Source organism: Mycobacterium sp. ITM-2016-00317 (assembly GCF_002968295.1).
In the GTDB taxonomy this organism is placed as follows: Bacteria; Actinomycetota; Actinomycetes; order Mycobacteriales; family Mycobacteriaceae; genus Mycobacterium.
Map to the genome: position 1 here is coordinate 84,925 of NZ_CP134399.1, position 16,377 is coordinate 101,301.

General features: G+C 67.5%; 19 protein-coding genes and 3 pseudogenes. 11 read left to right on the top strand and 11 right to left on the bottom strand.

Annotation, left to right across the window (positions count from 1 at the left end):
- Window positions 1–28: 28 nt before the first annotated feature.
- Together C6A87_RS00415 and C6A87_RS00420 are read left to right on the top strand one after the other, a co-directional pair.
- Window positions 29–883: an SDR family oxidoreductase gene (locus C6A87_RS00415; RefSeq protein WP_311115471.1), complete on the top strand. Its 855-nt coding sequence runs from the start codon at window positions 29–31 to the stop codon at window positions 881–883.
- A 44-nt stretch (window positions 884–927) separates the two neighbouring features.
- Window positions 928–1,530 (top strand): maleylpyruvate isomerase family mycothiol-dependent enzyme, encoded by a 603-nt coding sequence (locus C6A87_RS00420; protein ID WP_311115472.1) that lies wholly within the window; start codon window positions 928–930, stop codon window positions 1,528–1,530.
- Between the two features lie 36 nt (window positions 1,531–1,566).
- On the opposite strand, the gene C6A87_RS00425 is transcribed toward C6A87_RS00420, so the two are convergent.
- Window positions 1,567–1,779, bottom strand: coding sequence for a DUF3072 domain-containing protein (locus tag C6A87_RS00425; RefSeq protein ID WP_311115473.1), 213 nt, complete (start codon window positions 1,777–1,779; stop codon window positions 1,567–1,569).
- A 106-nt stretch (window positions 1,780–1,885) separates the two neighbouring features.
- Between C6A87_RS00425 and C6A87_RS00430 the strand changes: the two genes are divergently transcribed.
- Window positions 1,886–2,386 (top strand): PPOX class F420-dependent oxidoreductase, encoded by a 501-nt coding sequence (locus tag C6A87_RS00430; protein ID WP_311115474.1) that lies wholly within the window; start codon window positions 1,886–1,888, stop codon window positions 2,384–2,386.
- On the opposite strand, the gene C6A87_RS00435 is transcribed toward C6A87_RS00430, so the two are convergent.
- Window positions 2,379–3,188: an acyl-CoA thioesterase domain-containing protein gene (locus tag C6A87_RS00435; protein ID WP_311115475.1), complete on the bottom strand. Its 810-nt coding sequence runs from the start codon at window positions 3,186–3,188 to the stop codon at window positions 2,379–2,381. The genes C6A87_RS00430 and C6A87_RS00435 overlap by 8 nt on opposite strands.
- Before the next feature lie 271 nt (window positions 3,189–3,459).
- Between C6A87_RS00435 and C6A87_RS00440 the strand changes: the two genes are divergently transcribed.
- Window positions 3,460–4,533 (top strand): trypsin-like serine protease, encoded by a 1,074-nt coding sequence (locus C6A87_RS00440; RefSeq protein ID WP_311115476.1) that lies wholly within the window; start codon window positions 3,460–3,462, stop codon window positions 4,531–4,533.
- Window positions 4,534–4,643: 110 nt separating this feature from the next.
- On the opposite strand, the gene C6A87_RS00445 is transcribed toward C6A87_RS00440, so the two are convergent.
- Together C6A87_RS00445 and C6A87_RS00450 are read right to left on the bottom strand one after the other, a co-directional pair.
- Window positions 4,644–4,871: an alcohol dehydrogenase gene (locus C6A87_RS00445; protein ID WP_311115477.1), complete on the bottom strand. Its 228-nt coding sequence runs from the start codon at window positions 4,869–4,871 to the stop codon at window positions 4,644–4,646.
- 91 nt (window positions 4,872–4,962) lie between these two features.
- A pseudogene (locus C6A87_RS00450) lies at window positions 4,963–5,511 on the bottom strand (zinc-binding dehydrogenase); the annotation flags it as partial.
- 272 nt (window positions 5,512–5,783) lie between these two features.
- On the opposite strand from C6A87_RS00450, the gene C6A87_RS00455 reads away from it, so the two are divergent.
- Window positions 5,784–6,608, top strand: a complete 825-nt coding sequence (locus tag C6A87_RS00455) for a helix-turn-helix transcriptional regulator (RefSeq protein WP_311115478.1) — start codon at window positions 5,784–5,786, stop codon at window positions 6,606–6,608.
- Between the two features lie 320 nt (window positions 6,609–6,928).
- Window positions 6,929–7,381 carry a GMC oxidoreductase gene (locus tag C6A87_RS00460; RefSeq protein ID WP_311115479.1) on the top strand — a complete coding sequence of 151 codons (453 nt, stop codon included), beginning with the start codon at window positions 6,929–6,931 and terminating at the stop codon, window positions 7,379–7,381.
- A gap of 166 nt (window positions 7,382–7,547) precedes the next feature.
- On the opposite strand, the gene C6A87_RS00465 is transcribed toward C6A87_RS00460, so the two are convergent.
- From C6A87_RS00465 to C6A87_RS00490, 6 genes and pseudogenes are all read right to left on the bottom strand, one after another.
- Window positions 7,548–8,099, bottom strand: coding sequence for a YaeQ family protein (locus C6A87_RS00465; RefSeq protein WP_311115480.1), 552 nt, complete (start codon window positions 8,097–8,099; stop codon window positions 7,548–7,550).
- 345 nt (window positions 8,100–8,444) lie between these two features.
- Window positions 8,445–8,777, bottom strand: coding sequence for a GNAT family N-acetyltransferase (locus C6A87_RS00470; RefSeq protein ID WP_311115481.1), 333 nt, complete (start codon window positions 8,775–8,777; stop codon window positions 8,445–8,447).
- Window positions 8,778–8,785: 8 nt separating this feature from the next.
- Complete coding sequence (locus C6A87_RS00475; protein ID WP_311115482.1) at window positions 8,786–9,751, bottom strand: pirin family protein; 966 nt, start codon at window positions 9,749–9,751, stop codon at window positions 8,786–8,788.
- 61 nt (window positions 9,752–9,812) lie between these two features.
- Window positions 9,813–10,319: a GNAT family N-acetyltransferase gene (locus tag C6A87_RS00480; protein ID WP_311115483.1), complete on the bottom strand. Its 507-nt coding sequence runs from the start codon at window positions 10,317–10,319 to the stop codon at window positions 9,813–9,815.
- Window positions 10,316–10,576 (bottom strand): annotated as a pseudogene (locus C6A87_RS00485) (DUF1778 domain-containing protein); the annotation flags it as partial. The pseudogene C6A87_RS00485 and the gene C6A87_RS00480, both read right to left, overlap by 4 nt.
- A gap of 88 nt (window positions 10,577–10,664) precedes the next feature.
- The gene (locus C6A87_RS00490; protein WP_311115484.1) at window positions 10,665–11,099 is read right to left on the bottom strand and encodes an EVE domain-containing protein; all 435 of its coding nucleotides are present in this window, start codon (window positions 11,097–11,099) and stop codon (window positions 10,665–10,667) included.
- Between the two features lie 82 nt (window positions 11,100–11,181).
- On the opposite strand from C6A87_RS00490, the gene C6A87_RS00495 reads away from it, so the two are divergent.
- Window positions 11,182–11,451, top strand: a complete 270-nt coding sequence (locus C6A87_RS00495) for a DivIVA domain-containing protein (protein ID WP_311115485.1) — start codon at window positions 11,182–11,184, stop codon at window positions 11,449–11,451.
- Entirely contained in the window at window positions 11,444–13,000 is a 1,557-nt protein-coding gene (locus tag C6A87_RS00500) for a carboxyl transferase domain-containing protein (RefSeq protein WP_311115486.1), read from the top strand. The genes C6A87_RS00495 and C6A87_RS00500 overlap by 8 nt, the downstream gene beginning before the upstream one ends.
- Before the next feature lie 148 nt (window positions 13,001–13,148).
- Here the strand turns inward: C6A87_RS00500 and C6A87_RS00505 are convergent.
- Window positions 13,149–13,256: pseudogene (locus C6A87_RS00505) on the bottom strand (transcription factor WhiB); the annotation flags it as partial.
- Between the two features lie 329 nt (window positions 13,257–13,585).
- Here C6A87_RS00505 and C6A87_RS00510 point away from each other — a divergent pair.
- From C6A87_RS00510 to C6A87_RS00520, 3 genes are read left to right on the top strand one after another with little or no spacing between them, the layout of a single operon-like run.
- Complete coding sequence (locus C6A87_RS00510; protein ID WP_311115487.1) at window positions 13,586–14,728, top strand: NAD(P)/FAD-dependent oxidoreductase; 1,143 nt, start codon at window positions 13,586–13,588, stop codon at window positions 14,726–14,728.
- Between the two features lie 46 nt (window positions 14,729–14,774).
- On the top strand, window positions 14,775–15,659 hold the full coding sequence (locus C6A87_RS00515; protein WP_311115488.1) for a fumarylacetoacetate hydrolase family protein: 885 nt from the start codon (window positions 14,775–14,777) through the stop codon (window positions 15,657–15,659).
- Window positions 15,656–16,360, top strand: coding sequence for a GntR family transcriptional regulator (locus C6A87_RS00520; protein ID WP_311115489.1), 705 nt, complete (start codon window positions 15,656–15,658; stop codon window positions 16,358–16,360). Before C6A87_RS00515 ends, C6A87_RS00520 begins: the two co-directional genes overlap by 4 nt.
- The last annotated feature ends 17 nt before the right edge of the window (window positions 16,361–16,377 follow it).

Below are 16,377 nucleotides of genomic sequence, written 5' to 3' on the forward strand. Positions count from 1 at the left end.
ACCCCAACCCCCACGTGAAAGTTGAGCTATGGAACACGATTTCGGTGTGAAAGGGCGCACCGCGCTCGATCTGTCAGGCAAGGTCATCGTCATCGTCGGCGGCGGGCAGATGCCCGGGCCCGGCATGGGCAACGGGCGGGCCACCGCCATCCTGGCGGCCCGGCACGGCGCCGAGGTGGTGGTCGTCGACCGAAACCTGCCCGCCGCGCAGGAGACCGTCGACATGATCACCGACGAAGGTGGCCGCGCGTACGCCGTCGAGGCGGACGTCGCCGAGAAGCAGGATTGCGAACGGATCTTCGACGTGGCCATGGACACCAGCGGCCGGGTCGACGGCATGGTCTACAGCGTCGCGATCAACCCGCCGTTCGATCTCGAGTCCAACTCGATGACGCCCGAGAACTTCAACTACGGCATCAACGTCAACATGCTCGGCTGCTACCACTGCAACCTGTTCGCCGCGCAGTGCATGGAGAAGAACGGTGAGAACACCAACGGCAGCATCGTCAACATCTCGTCGATCGCCAGCGTCAAGAACGAGATCGGCCTCAACATCGGCATCATGCCGTACGCGCTGGGCAAGTGCGGGCTCAACTACATCACCGAGCTGACCGCCACCCAGTTCGCCGCCGCCGGGATCCGGGCCAACACCCTGATGCTGGGTCCGATCAACTCCGTTCTGGGCAACCATGATTCGCAGTCGCTGTTCGACCTGCAGCCCGACGAGGTGGACGACGTCTACCGCCAGGTGGTGAAGCTGAAGATGGGGCGGGGCAGCGTGTGGGAGACGGCGTACGCCGCGGTCTACCTGCTGGCCGACGAGTCGCGCTTCATGACGGGCCAGCAGATCCGTCTCGACGGCGGGGCCACCCTGGTGCGCTGACGCCGCCGCGATGAGAATCGCGCCGGCGCCGGGTCTGCACACGCGTGAGGCTCTCCAAGACCGAGGTGTGGTCCTTCGTCCACGCCGAACGCGCCCGGCTCGCCGAGGATCTGGCCGCGCTCGCGCGGCAGGACTGGTCGACGCCGTCGCTGTGTCCGGGCTGGGACGTCCACGACGTGGTGGCCCACCTCGTCGACGCCGCCAGGACGTCCCGGCTGTCGTTTGCGCGGCGGATGCTGTCGGCGCGGTTCGATTTCGACGCCGACAACGCCGCCGGGATCGGCCGTGAGCGCCGCCCGGATCCACGGGACACCCTGGCGACGTTCCGGTCCGTGACCGGGCTGACCCGGACCCCACCGGCACCGCGGCCCACCCGGCTGGTGGAGGCGATCGTGCACGGCGAGGACATCCGGCGCCCGCTCGGGATCGCAGCCGGCTACGACGTCTCCGCCGCGGCGGCGGCCCTGGCCTATCAGGTCAAGACGACGGTCGCGATGGGCGGCGGCCGGGAGCGGGCCGCGGGACTACGCCTCGTCGCGACGGACTCGCCGTTCGAGGCGGGGCGCGGAGACACGGTGCGGGCGCGCACCGTCGATCTGCTGCTCGCGGTATCGGGCAGGCCGGTGCCGGGGATCGCTACCGGTTGATTCTGCTTTGGTAGTGGGTATTTCGCGGGACCGGCATCAGTCGCCGCGGCCGGTGCGCTGCTGCAGTTCCTCGATGAGGTCGGAGGCCTGCGCTTTCGTCAGGTCGTCGGGGACGTCGGTGCCTGCTTCCTGGGCGAGCGTCTGAAGGTAGCTGCGCTGCGGTCCGGTCATCGGTTCGTCACCGGTGACCCACTGCGAGGTGTCCTTCTCGGCGTTCTCCTGGGGTGCCTGTGTCGTGTTGTCACTCATGCCCTCCGGGGTGCCCGTCGCAAGTGTGTTCGAAACACCCGAGGCGGGTCCACTGCGGACAGCCACCCGGCTGACGGCGCGGAAGGCGGCCTGCCAGTATCAACGCGTGGGCAAGAACGAACGCGCAAAGATCGTGATGAACGACGACGAGATCGCCGAGTTCATCGAACACAGCCGCACGGCGACGATGGCGACGGTACTGCCGAACGGCAGGCCGCACCTGGTTGCGATGTGGTACGCCGTGCTCGACGGGGAGATCTGGTTCGAGACGAAAGCCAAGTCGCAGAAGGCCGTCAACCTGCGCCGGGATCCGACCATCACTGTGATGATCGAGGACGGGCTCTCCTACGACACGCTGCGCGGTGTGTCGATCGACGGGCAGGCCGAGGTCTTCGACGACCCAGAAACGTCTCTGCGCGTGGGTAAAAGCGTCTGGGAGCGTTACACCGGCCCCTACACCGACGAGATGCGCCCGTTTGTCGAGCAGATGATGAACAACCGCATCTGCGTGCGGGTGGTGCCGTCGCGGATGCGGAGCTGGGACCACCGCAAGCTGGGCATGCAGGGCATGCCGATCTCCGGCAGCACCGCCCAGTACCTCAGCTGAACGACCGCGGCGGGTTGAACCCGGGGTTGGCGAGCGCGGTGGCGGTCGCCGTGCCGAGTGGCCCGATCCGGTCGACCACCACCGCGGTGCCCGTGGCGACGCCGGCGTCGCTGTCGTGGGTCAGCGCGGCCAGCCCCACGAAGGGCCCGTCGGGCAGCCGGCTCAGCGCCAGCGTGTAGTCGGCGTTGATGAACGGCAACCCGTCGGCACCGAAGTGAGTCAGCGAGCTCGCCATGTCCCCGGCCAGCGCCGCGCGGGTGAACGGCGTCAGCGCGACGCCCTCGACCAGCGAACCGAGTTCGCGGGTCCAGATGAACTTCGGTCCGGCGTGAGCCCATGCGCCGAGGCCCGGGCTCGGCACGTCGCCGTCCTTGCCGTAGCTCCACACCTGCGTGAGCCGGTCGTCGGGCACCGGATCCGATTCCGGGGGCATCGGCGGCATGGTGACCCTGGTGGTGAACCGGTCGCCCAGCGGCTGCTCACCGCGGCGCAGGAACAGCACGTTCGCCCGGGCGACGAGGGTGCCCGACTGCGTCATCGCGGCGTCGACGAGCTTGAGGCGGCGGCCTTCTCGCACCACCGTGGTCTCGACGCGCACAGGCTCGGCGAGGCCGGCCGGGCGGAGCAGGTCGACGGTCAGCCGGGCCGGCTGCAGGTCGGCAACGGCGGCATCGCGCTCGATGACGTGGCCCAGCAGTCCGCCGACGTAGTTGCCGCTGATGGTCTGACCCCACGGACCGCGGGCCCAGTTCGTCGGACGGAACGCGTCACCCTCGGCGACGAAGAAAGCCCGGCTGCTCATGGCTTTAGGTTCTCACGGAACGCCGAAGGGTCTCACGGCTGCGGGCGGGTGGCGCGGTACGCCAGTGATCGCCGGGTTGCCGGCAGGTGGGCAGGTGGCAGTGCGATGGGCCGTCGAGAAACCGAGTAGTCGACTACTCAAGCCGATCCCGCGCCGACGGACCTACGCTCAACATCCCGGAAGCACAAACACTTTCGGCCGACGGAGCGCACTGCGCAATGGTGGCGCTCTCCTGCGCAGACACCGTCTGCGTCCATCGCAAGGAGGACCCATGACGACACCGACCACCGCTCCGGCGCGCGGGCTGACACTGGAGGAGATGCGCGCGGCCGCCCCCATCCCGGCCACGGAGACGATGCCGCCCGACATCGCCGCGCTGGTCAAGCCGGACAGCGGAATCTACATCCGGGCGAACTACACCCCCAACACAGCGTTCCAGGTCGGTGAACTCCCGGGCGCGACCGGTGATTGGCGTGTGCTCGAGTCGGACGGCCAGATCAGGTCCACCATTCCGGGACTCGAGCGGACCGAACTCGAATTCGACCCCCGTGCGGCAGCGCCGGACCACGACCTACACACCGAGGGGTACCGCCCACCGTGGGTGGAGCAGCGATACCTCCCGGATCTGGCGCCGTATCCGCTCGCCGGCCGGCAGACGGGGCTGCCCGAGGATCGAATGTTCCTGGAGGCCTTCGCGGCGGAGGCGGAACGCTTCCCGTACCCGTGGCGCACGATCGGCAAGGTGTACACCCCGACAGCAGGCGGGACCGGGTACCTGGTCGGACCGAACCTCGTCCTGACGGCTGGGCACGTCATGCCGTGGGACCAGGCGGACTGGTGGGTGCAGTTCATCCCTGCGTATCGAGACGGTGACTCGAACCCGACACCATTCGGTTGGTCGTACGTGTCCGAATATCGCGGCTATCGGCCACAGGGCGGCTCACCGTTCGGCTACGACTACGCCCTGTGCAGGCTCTATCAACCACTCGGCAACGCGCTCGGGTGGATGGGCACGCGCAGCGCAGGGGACGACGATATCGAGAGTCGCAGCTACACGTCGTCCGGCTATCCGGATTCTTACGGGGGCCGTCCTGCGGTGAACTTCAGTCTCGGCATCCGCGACATCGACAACGACTCTCCGGGTAGAGAGTACGAAACGGTGCACCATGTTTCGTCCGGGTGGTCTGGCGGGCCCCTCTGGTACTTCGCGGGCACCAATCCGTACGCCATCGGCGTCACGAGCGGGTACGAGAAGGACGGACTCGACCCGACGCGAGACGTATACGCGGGTTCCTCTGCGATGACCGACCTCGTCAGGTTCGGGTTGGACAACTGGCGACCGTAACGCCGCAACACGCGTCGGTAACCGGCGCCGCGCCCCGGTAATCTGAAGCAGCGGCGTTGTTTTCGGGTGGGACTCAAGGTTGCCCGGGTCCTGCGGGTCAGCGGTCGGGATCAGTCGAACATGACGACAGCGCGCCCGACGATGTCGCCGCGTCCCAGTGCGTCGAGGCTGTCATTGATGTCGTCGAATTTCGTTGTCACCACGTTGTGTTTGATCTTCCCTTCGCCGGCGAGGGTGAGTACCTCCTGCAGGTCGTTGTAGTTGCCCCAGAAGGACCCGAAGTAGGATCGCTCGCCGCTGACGAAGGGAAACAGCGGAAGTTCCACCTTCGTGCCCATCAAGCCCACCTGCGAGAGGGCGCCCTCGGTCGCAAGGATCGACGGCCAGACCGAGGGACTCCTGGGATCCCGCGCAGTCCAGCACGGCATCGACTGTCCGCCGGTTCGTGAGATCCTCCAGTTGGTTCTGAACGTCCTCGGCGGACTTTCCGCCGACGTTGACCGTGTGGTCTGCGCCGTTGTCGCGGGCGATCGCCAACTTGTCGTCACTGCGGGCGAAAGCGATGACGGTCGCACCCCCACCCAAGAGTTGGGCGTACTGGATCCCGTAGGCGCCCAGACCACCGATTCCGGTGACGACCACGGTCCGGCCGGGCCCGAGCTTGCCGGCATCACGCAGTTTCTTCATGCCCCGATACGGCGTGAGGCCCGCGTCGGTCAGCGGCGCGAGCAACTCCGGTGCGGCGCCGGTTTCCGGGATGGGAATGACATGGTCATAGGGTGCGACGACGTATTCGGCGAACCCTCCATCACAGGCGAAGCCCACCAACTGTCCGTTGGCGCAGAGCTGTTGGTTGCCTTCGCGGCATTGGCGGCACGTGCCGTCGCCCCAGTTCGGATTGAGGACACGAGGTCGCCTTCGGCCAGCCGGCGCCCGGCACCCCTGAGCCCAGCGCAGCCACCGTGCCGGCCACCTCATGCCCGGGGGTCAAGGGGAGGCTCAACGGCAGGAGGCCACAGAAGTAGCCGTCGAGTGCGCGGCCACGGGAACTGGGCACAAGGCTTTAATAGCTCGACGCGCTAGTCAGAAGGTGTCCAATTGAGAACTGTGTGGGCGTTTTGTATGCGACCTGCACACAGCGGTTCGAGAAGTCGGGGCCAGAGTTCAGTGCGCGCTGCGACAGTGCTTCCTGCACATGATGATCTGTGCACCTCTGGTGAAGGGACCAGTGCCGGTTCTACTCTGGCCTGGTGTCCAATAGGAACACGCGGCTCGCGGAGTTTCTCCGGCAACACCGGGCCAGGCTCCAGCCGAGCGATGTCGGGTTGCCGGCGGGCAGTCGACGCCGCGTGGCAGGGCTGCGTCGGGAAGAGGTGGCGAGCCTGGCCGGCATCAGCGCCGACTACTACCACCGCATCGAACAAGGTCGAGAGCGGCCGTCCGACCAGGTGCTCTGCGCGATAGCCCGTGCCCTGCGACTCGGTCCCGATGCTGTGGAGTATCTGCGGAATCTGGTGACGTACAACGGGTCCCGGCAACCAGTGGATCGGGTGGAGCGGTCGATCAACCCCGCCCTGCAAGTTCTGATCGACAGCTGGCACGTGTCGCCGGCGAGCATCCACGACAGCTCCGCCACCGTGGTGATGGCCAACGGGTGCGCTGCTGAGTTGACGGCGAGCTTCGCGGTCGGCGGAAATCCGGTCCGCAGCCTGTTCCTCGACGAGCGGATGCGGGAGTTCTGCCGCAACTGGGACGGTCTGACGGCGTGGGCGGTCCGGTGGCTTCGTGACTTCGCCGGCCACCATCCGGACCCCAAGGTGGACGCGTTGATCGAGGAACTGCGCGCGCACAGTGCACACTTCCGCACGCTGTGGGCCACCTATGACGTCAGACGTCACAGCCGTGGTCTCCTGTTGATCGACCACCCGAGGGTTGGGCCGCTCGATCTGCATTTCCAGCAACTGGGCCTGCGCGGAAGCGAGTTCATCATGGTGGTCTACTGGGCCGATCCCGGCTCGCCGTCGGAGGCGGCGCTGCGGGCGTTGAGCGAGTGCCGGATGCCCGGCGTGCTCTGAAGGCCATCACCTGCGGCTCCGGATGCCGTCCGAGGCCGACGACGACTGACGCCGCAAGTCCCGGGCGGGAGCGGGTCGACGGTAGTCCTGCTGGTACTAGGAGATGTCCGGCCTGGGCAGCGGAGCGCGATGCGGCCACGCTGACAGCGTGAGTGTGCATGAACACCGGTCGGGCAGACCAATTACGCCGAGACGTCGATGGCGTGGCGCAGCGACCCGTCGCTGGCCGGCCCCGACATGCAGATGATGTTCATCCACGTGCCGAAGTCCCGCCGCACCTGTCCGCCCCCGCGAACAGCTTCACGTTCGCAGTCGCCGTGATGGTGCCCGAATCGCGCGGGTCGATCCGGCTCGCAGGGCCCGATCCGCAGACCCCGCCGCTCATCGATCCGAACTACCTCGGAGTGGAGTCCGACCTGCGGCGGATGGTCGAGGGCATCGGGGCGGCGCGCGAGATCGCGGCCAGTGAGCCGTTCGCCGCCTGGCGTGCGCGCGAGGTGCTGCCGGGTCCCGAGGCGGCCGACTCGAGAGCGTTGCGCTCCTACCTGCCCACCGCCGCCGTCACCTATTTCCACCCGGTGGGCACCTGCACGATGGGTGCCGGCTCGGAGTCGGTGGTGGATCCCGAACTGCGGGTGCACGGTCTGGACGGCCTACGGGTGGCGGACGCCTCGGTGATGCCTCGAGTCGTGTCGGTCAACACCAATGCCGCGACGATCATGATCGGCGAGAAGGCCGCCGACCTGATTCGCTTCGGCGCCATGGAAGGTTGATATCCAGCACCTCGCGTATCTGGGTCGCGCGGGGAGTTCCGGCAGTTCTCCAGAGCCGGACCTCGGTGCTTCCCGGACGATGTTCTGTGCCTCGAGGATAGGCCGAGGCTGTTTGCCATGTGGCGAAGTCGCTTTCGCTCATCGACCCTCCGCAGGGATCAGACGTTCACTTCAGTGGCTCGGGCGTGAAGGTGACGTCGACACCGCCCACGGTCATCGTCACCTGACCTTCCATCACCATCACCTGCGCCGAGACCCGTCGATCGACAGTCTGTGCCAGTTGCTGCACCGGGGCGTGCGGTATCTGCACCACCGACAGGTTCGGCAGCCCCGCCACTTTGGGTCCCACGGTGCGCCACCAGGTGGCCACGCCCGCGGCGAACGGGAACAGCAGCACCTGGTCGGCCCGGCTGGCAGCCTTCCCCAAGGCGCGTTCATCGGGTTGGCCGACGTTGATCCACTCCAGGATCCGGCCCGTGTAGTCCGCGAGCTGCAAGTCCGGTACGCCAGGGGTGGACAGGCCCGGCCCGAACGCCAACTCACCGTCGACGTCGCTGAGCCGGTGCGCGCGCAGCCCAAACGCCAATAACCGCACCACCATCCGCTCATCGGTCTCACTGGGATGACGGGCCACGGTCAGCGTGTGATCGGCGTAGTAGCCGTGATCGACATCGGAGACGCCAAGTTCGACTTTGAACACTGTTGCAGAAAGGGCCACATCATAGTGTCCACCCTGGTGGTGTCTCCCGGGCGGGCAGGCTGCCTCCAGTGATCAGGACGCCGCGCTGGTCGGCGGATCGAGTAGCTGGCAGACCCCGAACCGAATCATGCAGCAACGCCCGATCAACCGCGTCCCTCTTCGATCGCCGGCTGTTCATCGTCGTCATCGGCGACGGACCCGCGGGGAGCCTGGAGCCGTACATCCGATCCGACGAATTGCTGGAACAACTCGACTCCGCTGCATCGAGCGTAAGTCGACGGCCGGGGTGGAGGTGTCGTAGGGGTCAGGGCACCGCGGAGCGTCACGCAGTATGGCGACCTGCCAGGCGTCGGTAGCAGTCGCTCAGTGCGCGGACAGGACGCGTTCGATGTCGTCGGTCACGGGGTCGGCGATGTCTTGGAATTCGGGGTGCTTGTCGATGTAGCCGGCGACCATCGAGCACACCGGCACGACCCGCTTGCCCGCCGCGCGGGTGGCCGTCAGCGCCTCGCCCACCAGGATCGACGCCAGGCCGCGTCCGCGGAACTCGTCGTCGATCTCGGTGTGCGGGAAGATGCGCTGATCCCCGTGGTCGACGAACTCGGTGAAGCCTGCCGTGGTGCCGTCGACGGCGATGCTGAAGCGGTCGGACTCCTCGGTGACCTTGGTGGGCGCGCCGGTCTTGTCGGTGGTCATGACCTCCTCTATACCTCAGGGAGCGGCCGGGGACGCAGGGTCGCGTTCGGCAGCGGCGGGGCGGGCAGCCGCGTCACCGCGCCCTGGTAGCCGTCGACCGCACCGAAGCGGGCGTCGTGGTCCTGCCACTGCTCGCGGTATCTGACGATGTCGTCGTGGCTGCGGCCCACGAAGTTCCACCACATCACCAGCTCCTCGGTGAACGGTGTGCCGCCGAGCAGCAGTAACCGCGCCGGGCTGTCGCCGCGGTTGGCGAGGTGCAGCCGGTGGTGTCCGGTGCCCTGGAACGCGAGGTCGGCGACGGCCAGCGTCGACCCGCAGGCCTCCACGTCTCCCTGGTCGACGAGCACGCCGTGCTCGAAGTCGCCGTCGATGTCGAAGGTGACCTCGACGCCGGGCTCGAGGTCGAGCTGCGCGCCGAGCAGCGGCGTGAAGGTGTGCACCGGGGAGCGTTCGCCGTCGAGCTCGCCCAGGAACACGCGGGTGGTCAGCCCGCCGGCGGTGCGGGGTGCCGGGGCGTAATGGGCGAAGTCGCGGTCGGTGTCGCGGTCGGACCCGGGCAACGCGACCCACAGCTGCGCGCCGTGCAGCACCGTGGTCGACGATGTGGTGACCTCCGAGTGGCAGATGCCCGCGCCGGCGGTCATCAGGTTCAGCTCACCGGGGCGCACCATCGCGTGCACACCCGCGCTGTCGCGGTGCTCGACCTCACCGCTGAACAGCCAGCTGACCGTCTGCAGACCGGTGTGCGGGTGCGGGGGGACGTCCATGCCGGTGCCCCCGCGGACGTCGTGCGGGCCGTAGTGGTCGGCGAAACACCACGCCCCGATCAGCGAACGCTCACGCTGGGGCAAGGTGCGCCGGACCCGGATCGCCCGCGGACCACCGAGGGGCACCTCGCGCGGATGCAGCACCCCGGTGAACCCCGAAGCCACACAGTCGACTTCAGCGGGTGCGGGTTCGGTGTTGCTCATCGCTCCACAGTAGGCGCTGTCGCGCACGCCGTGACCGCGAGCGGAGGACAGGTCGGGATATTCACTCGGATGCGCCAAGGGCTGCGCGCGCATCTTTGAGGGACAGCAGTAGATGCAATGGGTCTGTCGGTGACGGCTCGAAGTTGAAGTGCGCGTAGAACGCCCGCGCGTCCTCGTGAAGGGCGTGCACGAGAAGAGCGCGCACGCCGACGATCTCAGCGGCCGCCACCGCGCGGATGATCGCGTCACGCAGTAGGTGGGCGCCCAATCCTTTCCGTTGATGCCTGCGGTCAACCGCCAACCGCGAGAGCAGGATCACGGGCACGGGGTCGGGCATGTTGCGGCGCACTCGTCCCGGCGCGTAGCGCCGGTCTACAGCGGCCGACGCCAGTGCGTAATACCCAACCACGCTCCCCTCTTGACAGGTCACGAAACATCGTGGCGCCCCCTCGATGTGGTTGGCTGACGCGCGGCCTTTCAAGTACGCGTCCAGGCTGGGCTCACCGCTGTCGAAGTGGTCGACTTCGTCCGCTCCGCTGATGGGCCGCGGGGCGCTGTAACCGCTCACTCGTCGAAGATCGAGGGCTCCGCGAACAACTTCGCCAACCGAGGCTTAGGGGACACCGGACGGTCCAACACGGACAGGAACTTCGACCAGGCTGATTCGTCCAGCATGAACAACCGGCGGTCGGCAAGCACTTCCCGGGCACGAGCCAGGGTTGCAGTCACGGTGAAATTGGTCAGGTCTGTCCCCTCTACCTCGGCAGCACGACGGATCAGCGCGTCTTGCTCTGCGGTCAGACGCACGGCAAATCGTTCTGTCTTGGTAGCCATGGAACGATTGTGCGCCCGGTAGGCATACAGGTCAACGCGGCTGTGCGTATGTCCACAGGACACCGCGGGTGTTCTTCGCTCATGCTGGTCCCGTGACTGCTGGCGCAGCCATCGCGGCACGGATCACCTCGAGGTCGTGATCGTCGATCCGGAACACGCCGAAGCGGAACTTGTAACCCCAGCGGGCCTTGTCCTCGATGAAATTCAGGTCGTCGAGCAGCGGCCGGATCGGCGTCTCGGTGCAGTCCAGAAAGTCCACGTTGCGCCGCCACGGTTGGAAGTCCGGCGATATCTCCGCCTGGTAGGGCTCGTCGTCGGCGATCTGACCGATCGCGGTGAACGCCTGCAGCGGCTCCCCGTCGGGATAGGTGGTCTTGGGGGAGTAGAAGACGAGCCAGTCACCTCGCTCCATCTTGCGCAGCATGTGCGGCTTGCCGTGATTGGCCTGGGCGAAGCGACCGCGAACACCGCGTTCGACGTGATCGCGGCTGACCGTGTTGATCCAGTTCGTCATGACCGCACGCTATGTCCGGCGCCCGACAATCCACAGGGCCACTTCGGCCCCCTGTGGATAACTCGGCCATTACTGTGGCGCCATGACCGACGGCGCCGTCACGGCCGACCATCTCCGCAACGTCACCTTCGAGAAGCCGCCGTGGCCGAAGCGCGGATACAACGAGAAGGCGGTCACCGATTTCCTGGCGCTGTGCGCGCGCCGGCTCGACGGCCGCGGTCACCTGACCGCCGAGGACGTGCGCCACGTGCGCTTCAACAAGCCGCCGTTCGGCAAGCGGGGCTTCGACGAGGACCAGGTCGACGCGCTGCTCGCCGAGATCGCCGCGGCCATCGCCGAACTCGATGGCTGACTCCGACCCGATCCGCGACGATCTGGCGGAGCTGCAGCGCCGCCGCGCGCTGACCGAGGACGCCGCGCGTCCCGACGCCGTGGCGCGGCGGCACGCCTCAGGCAGCCGGACCGCCCGCGAGAACGTCGCCGAGCTCGTCGACCCCGGATCGTTCGTGGAATACGGGAGATTCGCCATCGCGCCGCAGCGGATGCGCCGCGACGTCGAGGACCTGATCGCCCGCACCCCCGCCGACGGACTGGTCGCCGGTACCGCGCGGATCAACGGGAGTCCCTGTGCGGTGCTGTCCTACGACTACACGGTGCTCGCCGGCACCCAGGGCGCGCTCGGGCACCGTAAGAAGGACCGGCTCTTCGAGTTGATCGAACGGATGCAGCTGCCGACGGTGTTCTTCGCCGAGGGTGGGGGCGGCCGGCCCGGCGACACCGACTATCCCGTGGTCTCCGCGCTGGACACCCGCGCGTTCGCGCTGTGGGCCGGACTGTCCGGCGTCGTGCCGCGCATCGCGATCGTCAACGGCCGCTGCTTCGCCGGAAACGCCGTCATCGCAGGGGCTTCCGAGCTGATCGTCGCCACCCGCGGCGCGTCGCTGGGCATGGGTGGGCCGGCGATTATCGCCGGCGGCGGTCTCGGCCTGGTGCCCCCCGACGACGTCGGGCCGATGACGATGCAGGAACCCAACGGCAACGTCGACCTCGTGGTCGACGACGAAGCCGCCGCCGTCGCGGTGGCCAAGAAACTGCTGGGCTACTTCCAGGGCCCGGTGGACTCGTGGACCGCCCCCGACCAGACCGTGCTGCGCACCGCGGTGCCCGAACGCGCGCGCCGCGCCTACGACGTCGCCCCGGTCATCGAGACGATCGCCGACGAGGGTTCGGTGACGTTCCTGCGGCCGCGGTTCGCCCGCGAGATGGTGACCGCGCTGGGCCGCATCGAGGGCCGGCCGGTCGGGGTGATCGCCAACGACACCCGCTTCACCGCAGGCGCGATCACCGCGGCCGCCTCGGACAAGGCGGCGCGGTTCCTGCAGCTGTGCGACGGGTTCGGGCTACCCGTGCTGTCGTTGATCGACTGCCCCGGATACATGGTGGGCCCGGCCGCCGAGGCGGAGTCGCTGGTGCGGCGAGCGTCCCGGATGTTGGTGGTAGGCGCGGCGCTTCGGGTCCCGATGGTCGCGGTGATCCTGCGCCGCGGCTACGGGCTGGGCGCGCAGGCGATGGCCGGCGGCAGCCTGCACGAGCCGGTGCTGACCGTGGCGTGGCCGGGCGCACATCTGGGCCCGATGGGCCTGGAGGGTGCGGTCCGGCTGGGCATGCGCAAAGAACTCGACGCGATCGCCGACGAACGGGAGCGCGAGGAACTGGTCCGGGTCGCGACCGCGGCTGCGCAGGACAACGCCATGGCACTGAATGCGGCGATGCTGTTCGAGATCGACGACGTGATCGACCCGGCCGACACCCGGTCGGTGATCGCGGCCACGTTCGCCGCGGCGGACACGGGCACGAAAAAACCGGCTCCCAGCGGGAGCCGGTTCGTCGATACCTGGTGAAGAGAAACCAGGTAGGAGGGACGGTGCCGCCTGCGCCTCTCGGCGAGTGGTCGCTCGAAGCGACTTTCTTGTTTGGGGCCCGGGGCATGCCCGGCACCGTCGAATCATGTAACGGGCACCGGTGCCGGAGTATTCCGGGGCCGAGTACTCACGCACTCTCGGCGTAATACACCCGGCGCTCGCCGACGCTGTAGCCGTTCTGCTCGGCCAGGGACTTGAGCTGGCGCAGTGCGAAGGTGCGGCCGCGCCCACCCTCGGTCGCCACGGCCATCATCGAACTCGACGTGCCGTTCGAACGCGTCGCCAGACCCGGCGTCGACCGCGTCAGTTCGGGCTGCATCGGTAGGGCCGGAAGGAGCGGCGTAGCTCGGCTGAGTAGAGCTGGGGTTGCTTGAACGGGGCGAAGTGCCCACCGCGAGCCGGCTGGCTGACATAGACGGTGTTGCTCATCGCCGAGACAACGTCGGCCGAAGAAGTTGCATAAGGAAATTTTTCATTTCGCCATGCGAAGACGGCGTGGGTACGGGACCCTGTATCCGGGATCCGCAACCGAGCCCGAATGTGACTCGAACGGCAAGGAGCGACATGCCAAGAACTGTTGAGATCGCCGGCGCTGGCCTGTCCGGCCTGTTGTTGGCGAGCCGGTTGGCACAACTCGGATGGTCGGTGACCTTGCACGAGCGCAACGACGAGCTGCGAATGTTCGGCGCCGGAATCTGGATCTGGGAGAGCGGCCTGCGGGCCCTGGAGACCATCGGCGCGTTCGACCAGGCCACGGCCCGTGCTCGCACGATCGCCGAGTGGCGCATCGCCGACGCGCACGGGCGGCCCCTGATGTCGCGCCGCACCACACCGTCGGATCGCTTGCTCCTCCCTCCGCGCGCGGATCTTTACGAGGCGTTGATCACGCAAGCCCGGGCCTTCGGCGTCGACATCAAGACGTCGTCGACAGCGGTCGGGTTGAGTGCCTCGGGCGAGCTGGAGATGGCCGACGGAGAACGCCGCAAGGCCGATCTGGTGGTAGCCGCCGACGGCGCGTATTCTCGCCTGCGCGAGTCAATCTCGGCGACGTCATGGATGGACTACGGCGTTGAGGCCGGGATCCGCATGATGATCGACCGCAACGACGACGATCCCGAAGACACGATCATCGAATACTGGGGCGGGCATCGGCGACTGCTGTACAACCCGTGTACCGACGGCCAAGACTACATCTTTCTCAGCGCGCCGGTATCCGACGAGCGTGCCAGCGTGATGCCCGTGGACCGAGAACTGTGGGCCGGTGCCTTTCCGGTCGCCGCCCCGCTGGTCGAACGGTTCGCCGAGGCCAGTCGCTGGGACCGGCTGGTCAATGTCCGCTGCCGGCAGTGGTCGAAGGGACATGCCGCGATCATCGGTGACGCCGCCCACGCGATGCCGCCCAACCTGGGGCAGGCCGCAAACACCGCCTTCATCAACGCGATGGGCCTGGCGATGGCGCTGGAAAAGGACTCCGACATCCCTCGGGCCCTGCGGCAGTGGGAGCGGGACTGCCGACCATTGGCCAATCATGTCCAATGGTGGTCGTATCTCTACGGTTTCGCGGTCTCCAAGGTCCCGGAGCGGGCGGACTGGATCAGGGCGCGGGTGCTGCGCTCAGTCTCGGGAACGAATCTGTTCCAGACCGGACTGAACAGGGGCGCCCGCACCGTACCCGCGGGTGCCCGGACGGGTGCGCTGGTGTCCTGATGTGTTCCCTCAGCGATCAAGCCGCAGGAGGCTCAAGTTGAAGTTCGTGTCATATACGAGTCCGCAGCGCACCGCTGTCACCGCCGGAGTCATCCGCGGCGACTATGTATTTCCGCTACGTGGCGGGGACGCAGTGGACTGGGCGGGACAGTCGATCGGCCTACTGGAGTACATTGCCAGCGGCGCCACCGAGCCCACCGTGGTGGAGAAGGCCGGCCAGCCGCTCACCGAGGTAACCCTTACGGCGCCGATCCCTACGCCGCGCCGCAACATCTTCTGCGTCGGTCAGAACTACGCCGAGCACTCGATCGAGTTCGACGCGTCGGGCTTCAATGCCGCTGCCGGCGGCGGGATTCCGGACCGTCCGGTCATCTTCACCAAAGCGCCGTCGACGGTGATCGGACACGAGATGGAGATCCCGTCCCACCACAACCTGACCCAGAGGCTGGATTACGAGGCCGAGCTTGCAGTGATCATCGGTCCAGGCGGCGCGAAAATCCCCGCGGCCGCGGCGATGTCGCATGTGTGGGGCTACACCATCGTCAACGACGTGACCGCCCGGGACCTCCAGCACAGCCACCGGCAGTGGTTCCTCGGCAAGTCGTTGGATGGGACTTGCCCGATGGGTCCGTTCGCGGTGACCGCCGACGAGGTCGACCACCGCGACCTGCTCGTCGAGTCGCGGGTAAACGGCGAGCTGAGGCAAAGCGCGAAGACCACCGACCTCATCTTCAGCATCGAGGAGCTGATCGCCACCATCAGCGGCGGGATCACACTTCTGCCCGGTGACATCATCGCCACCGGCACCCCGCTGGGCGTGGGCATCGGCTTCAAGCCGCCGCGCTTCCTGCGTGCCGGCGACGTCGTCGAGATTTCGATCTCCGGGTTGGGGACACTGACCAACGCCATCGCGGACGGAGCGGCAGCATGACTTCCCATACGGGGGGCCGGGGCGAGAGCATGGCCATCGCCCCCATCACGCGGAGCACCGTGCGAGATGCGGTCAAGGAATCGTTGCGCGACTTGATCATCGGCGGCGGTGTGCCAATGGACGTACCGCTGCGCCAGGATGAGCTGGCGTCACGGCTCAACGTCAGCCGCACCCCGCTACGGGAGGCGTTGCACGCGTTGGCTAGCGAAGGACTGGTCACGATCGATCCGCGCCGCGGGGCCATCGTCTCCAAGCCCACCGTCCAGCAGCTGCTCGATCTCTACGAGATCCGCGAACAGCTTGAGGTGCTGGCGGCCCGCCGGGCGGTCGACTTCGGGGACGCGGCGCACGTCGAGGAGATGGAGGCGCTCAACGACGAGATGGCCGGTGTCACCGATCCCGCGGTGTGGGCGCGGCTCAACCAGGAGTTCCACCGCCGGCTCTACGAGCCCTGTCCGAACAAGGATCTGCTGAATTTGATCGGCTCGCTGGCGGTCCGCGCCAGGTTCTACGTCGGCATCCTGGTGTCCAGCCGGTCCCCCGCTGACGGGGCCGTGCACGAGCACGCCGAGATGCTCAACGCCCTTCGCGACCGCGCCCCTGACGCGATGGAGGCGGCGATCCGAAAACACCTGCGCTCCACTGTGGCCCATGTGGCGCCGACATTGACCCACAACTCGCCGCTTACCGACGACATTTAGGTCAAGGAGTCCACTTA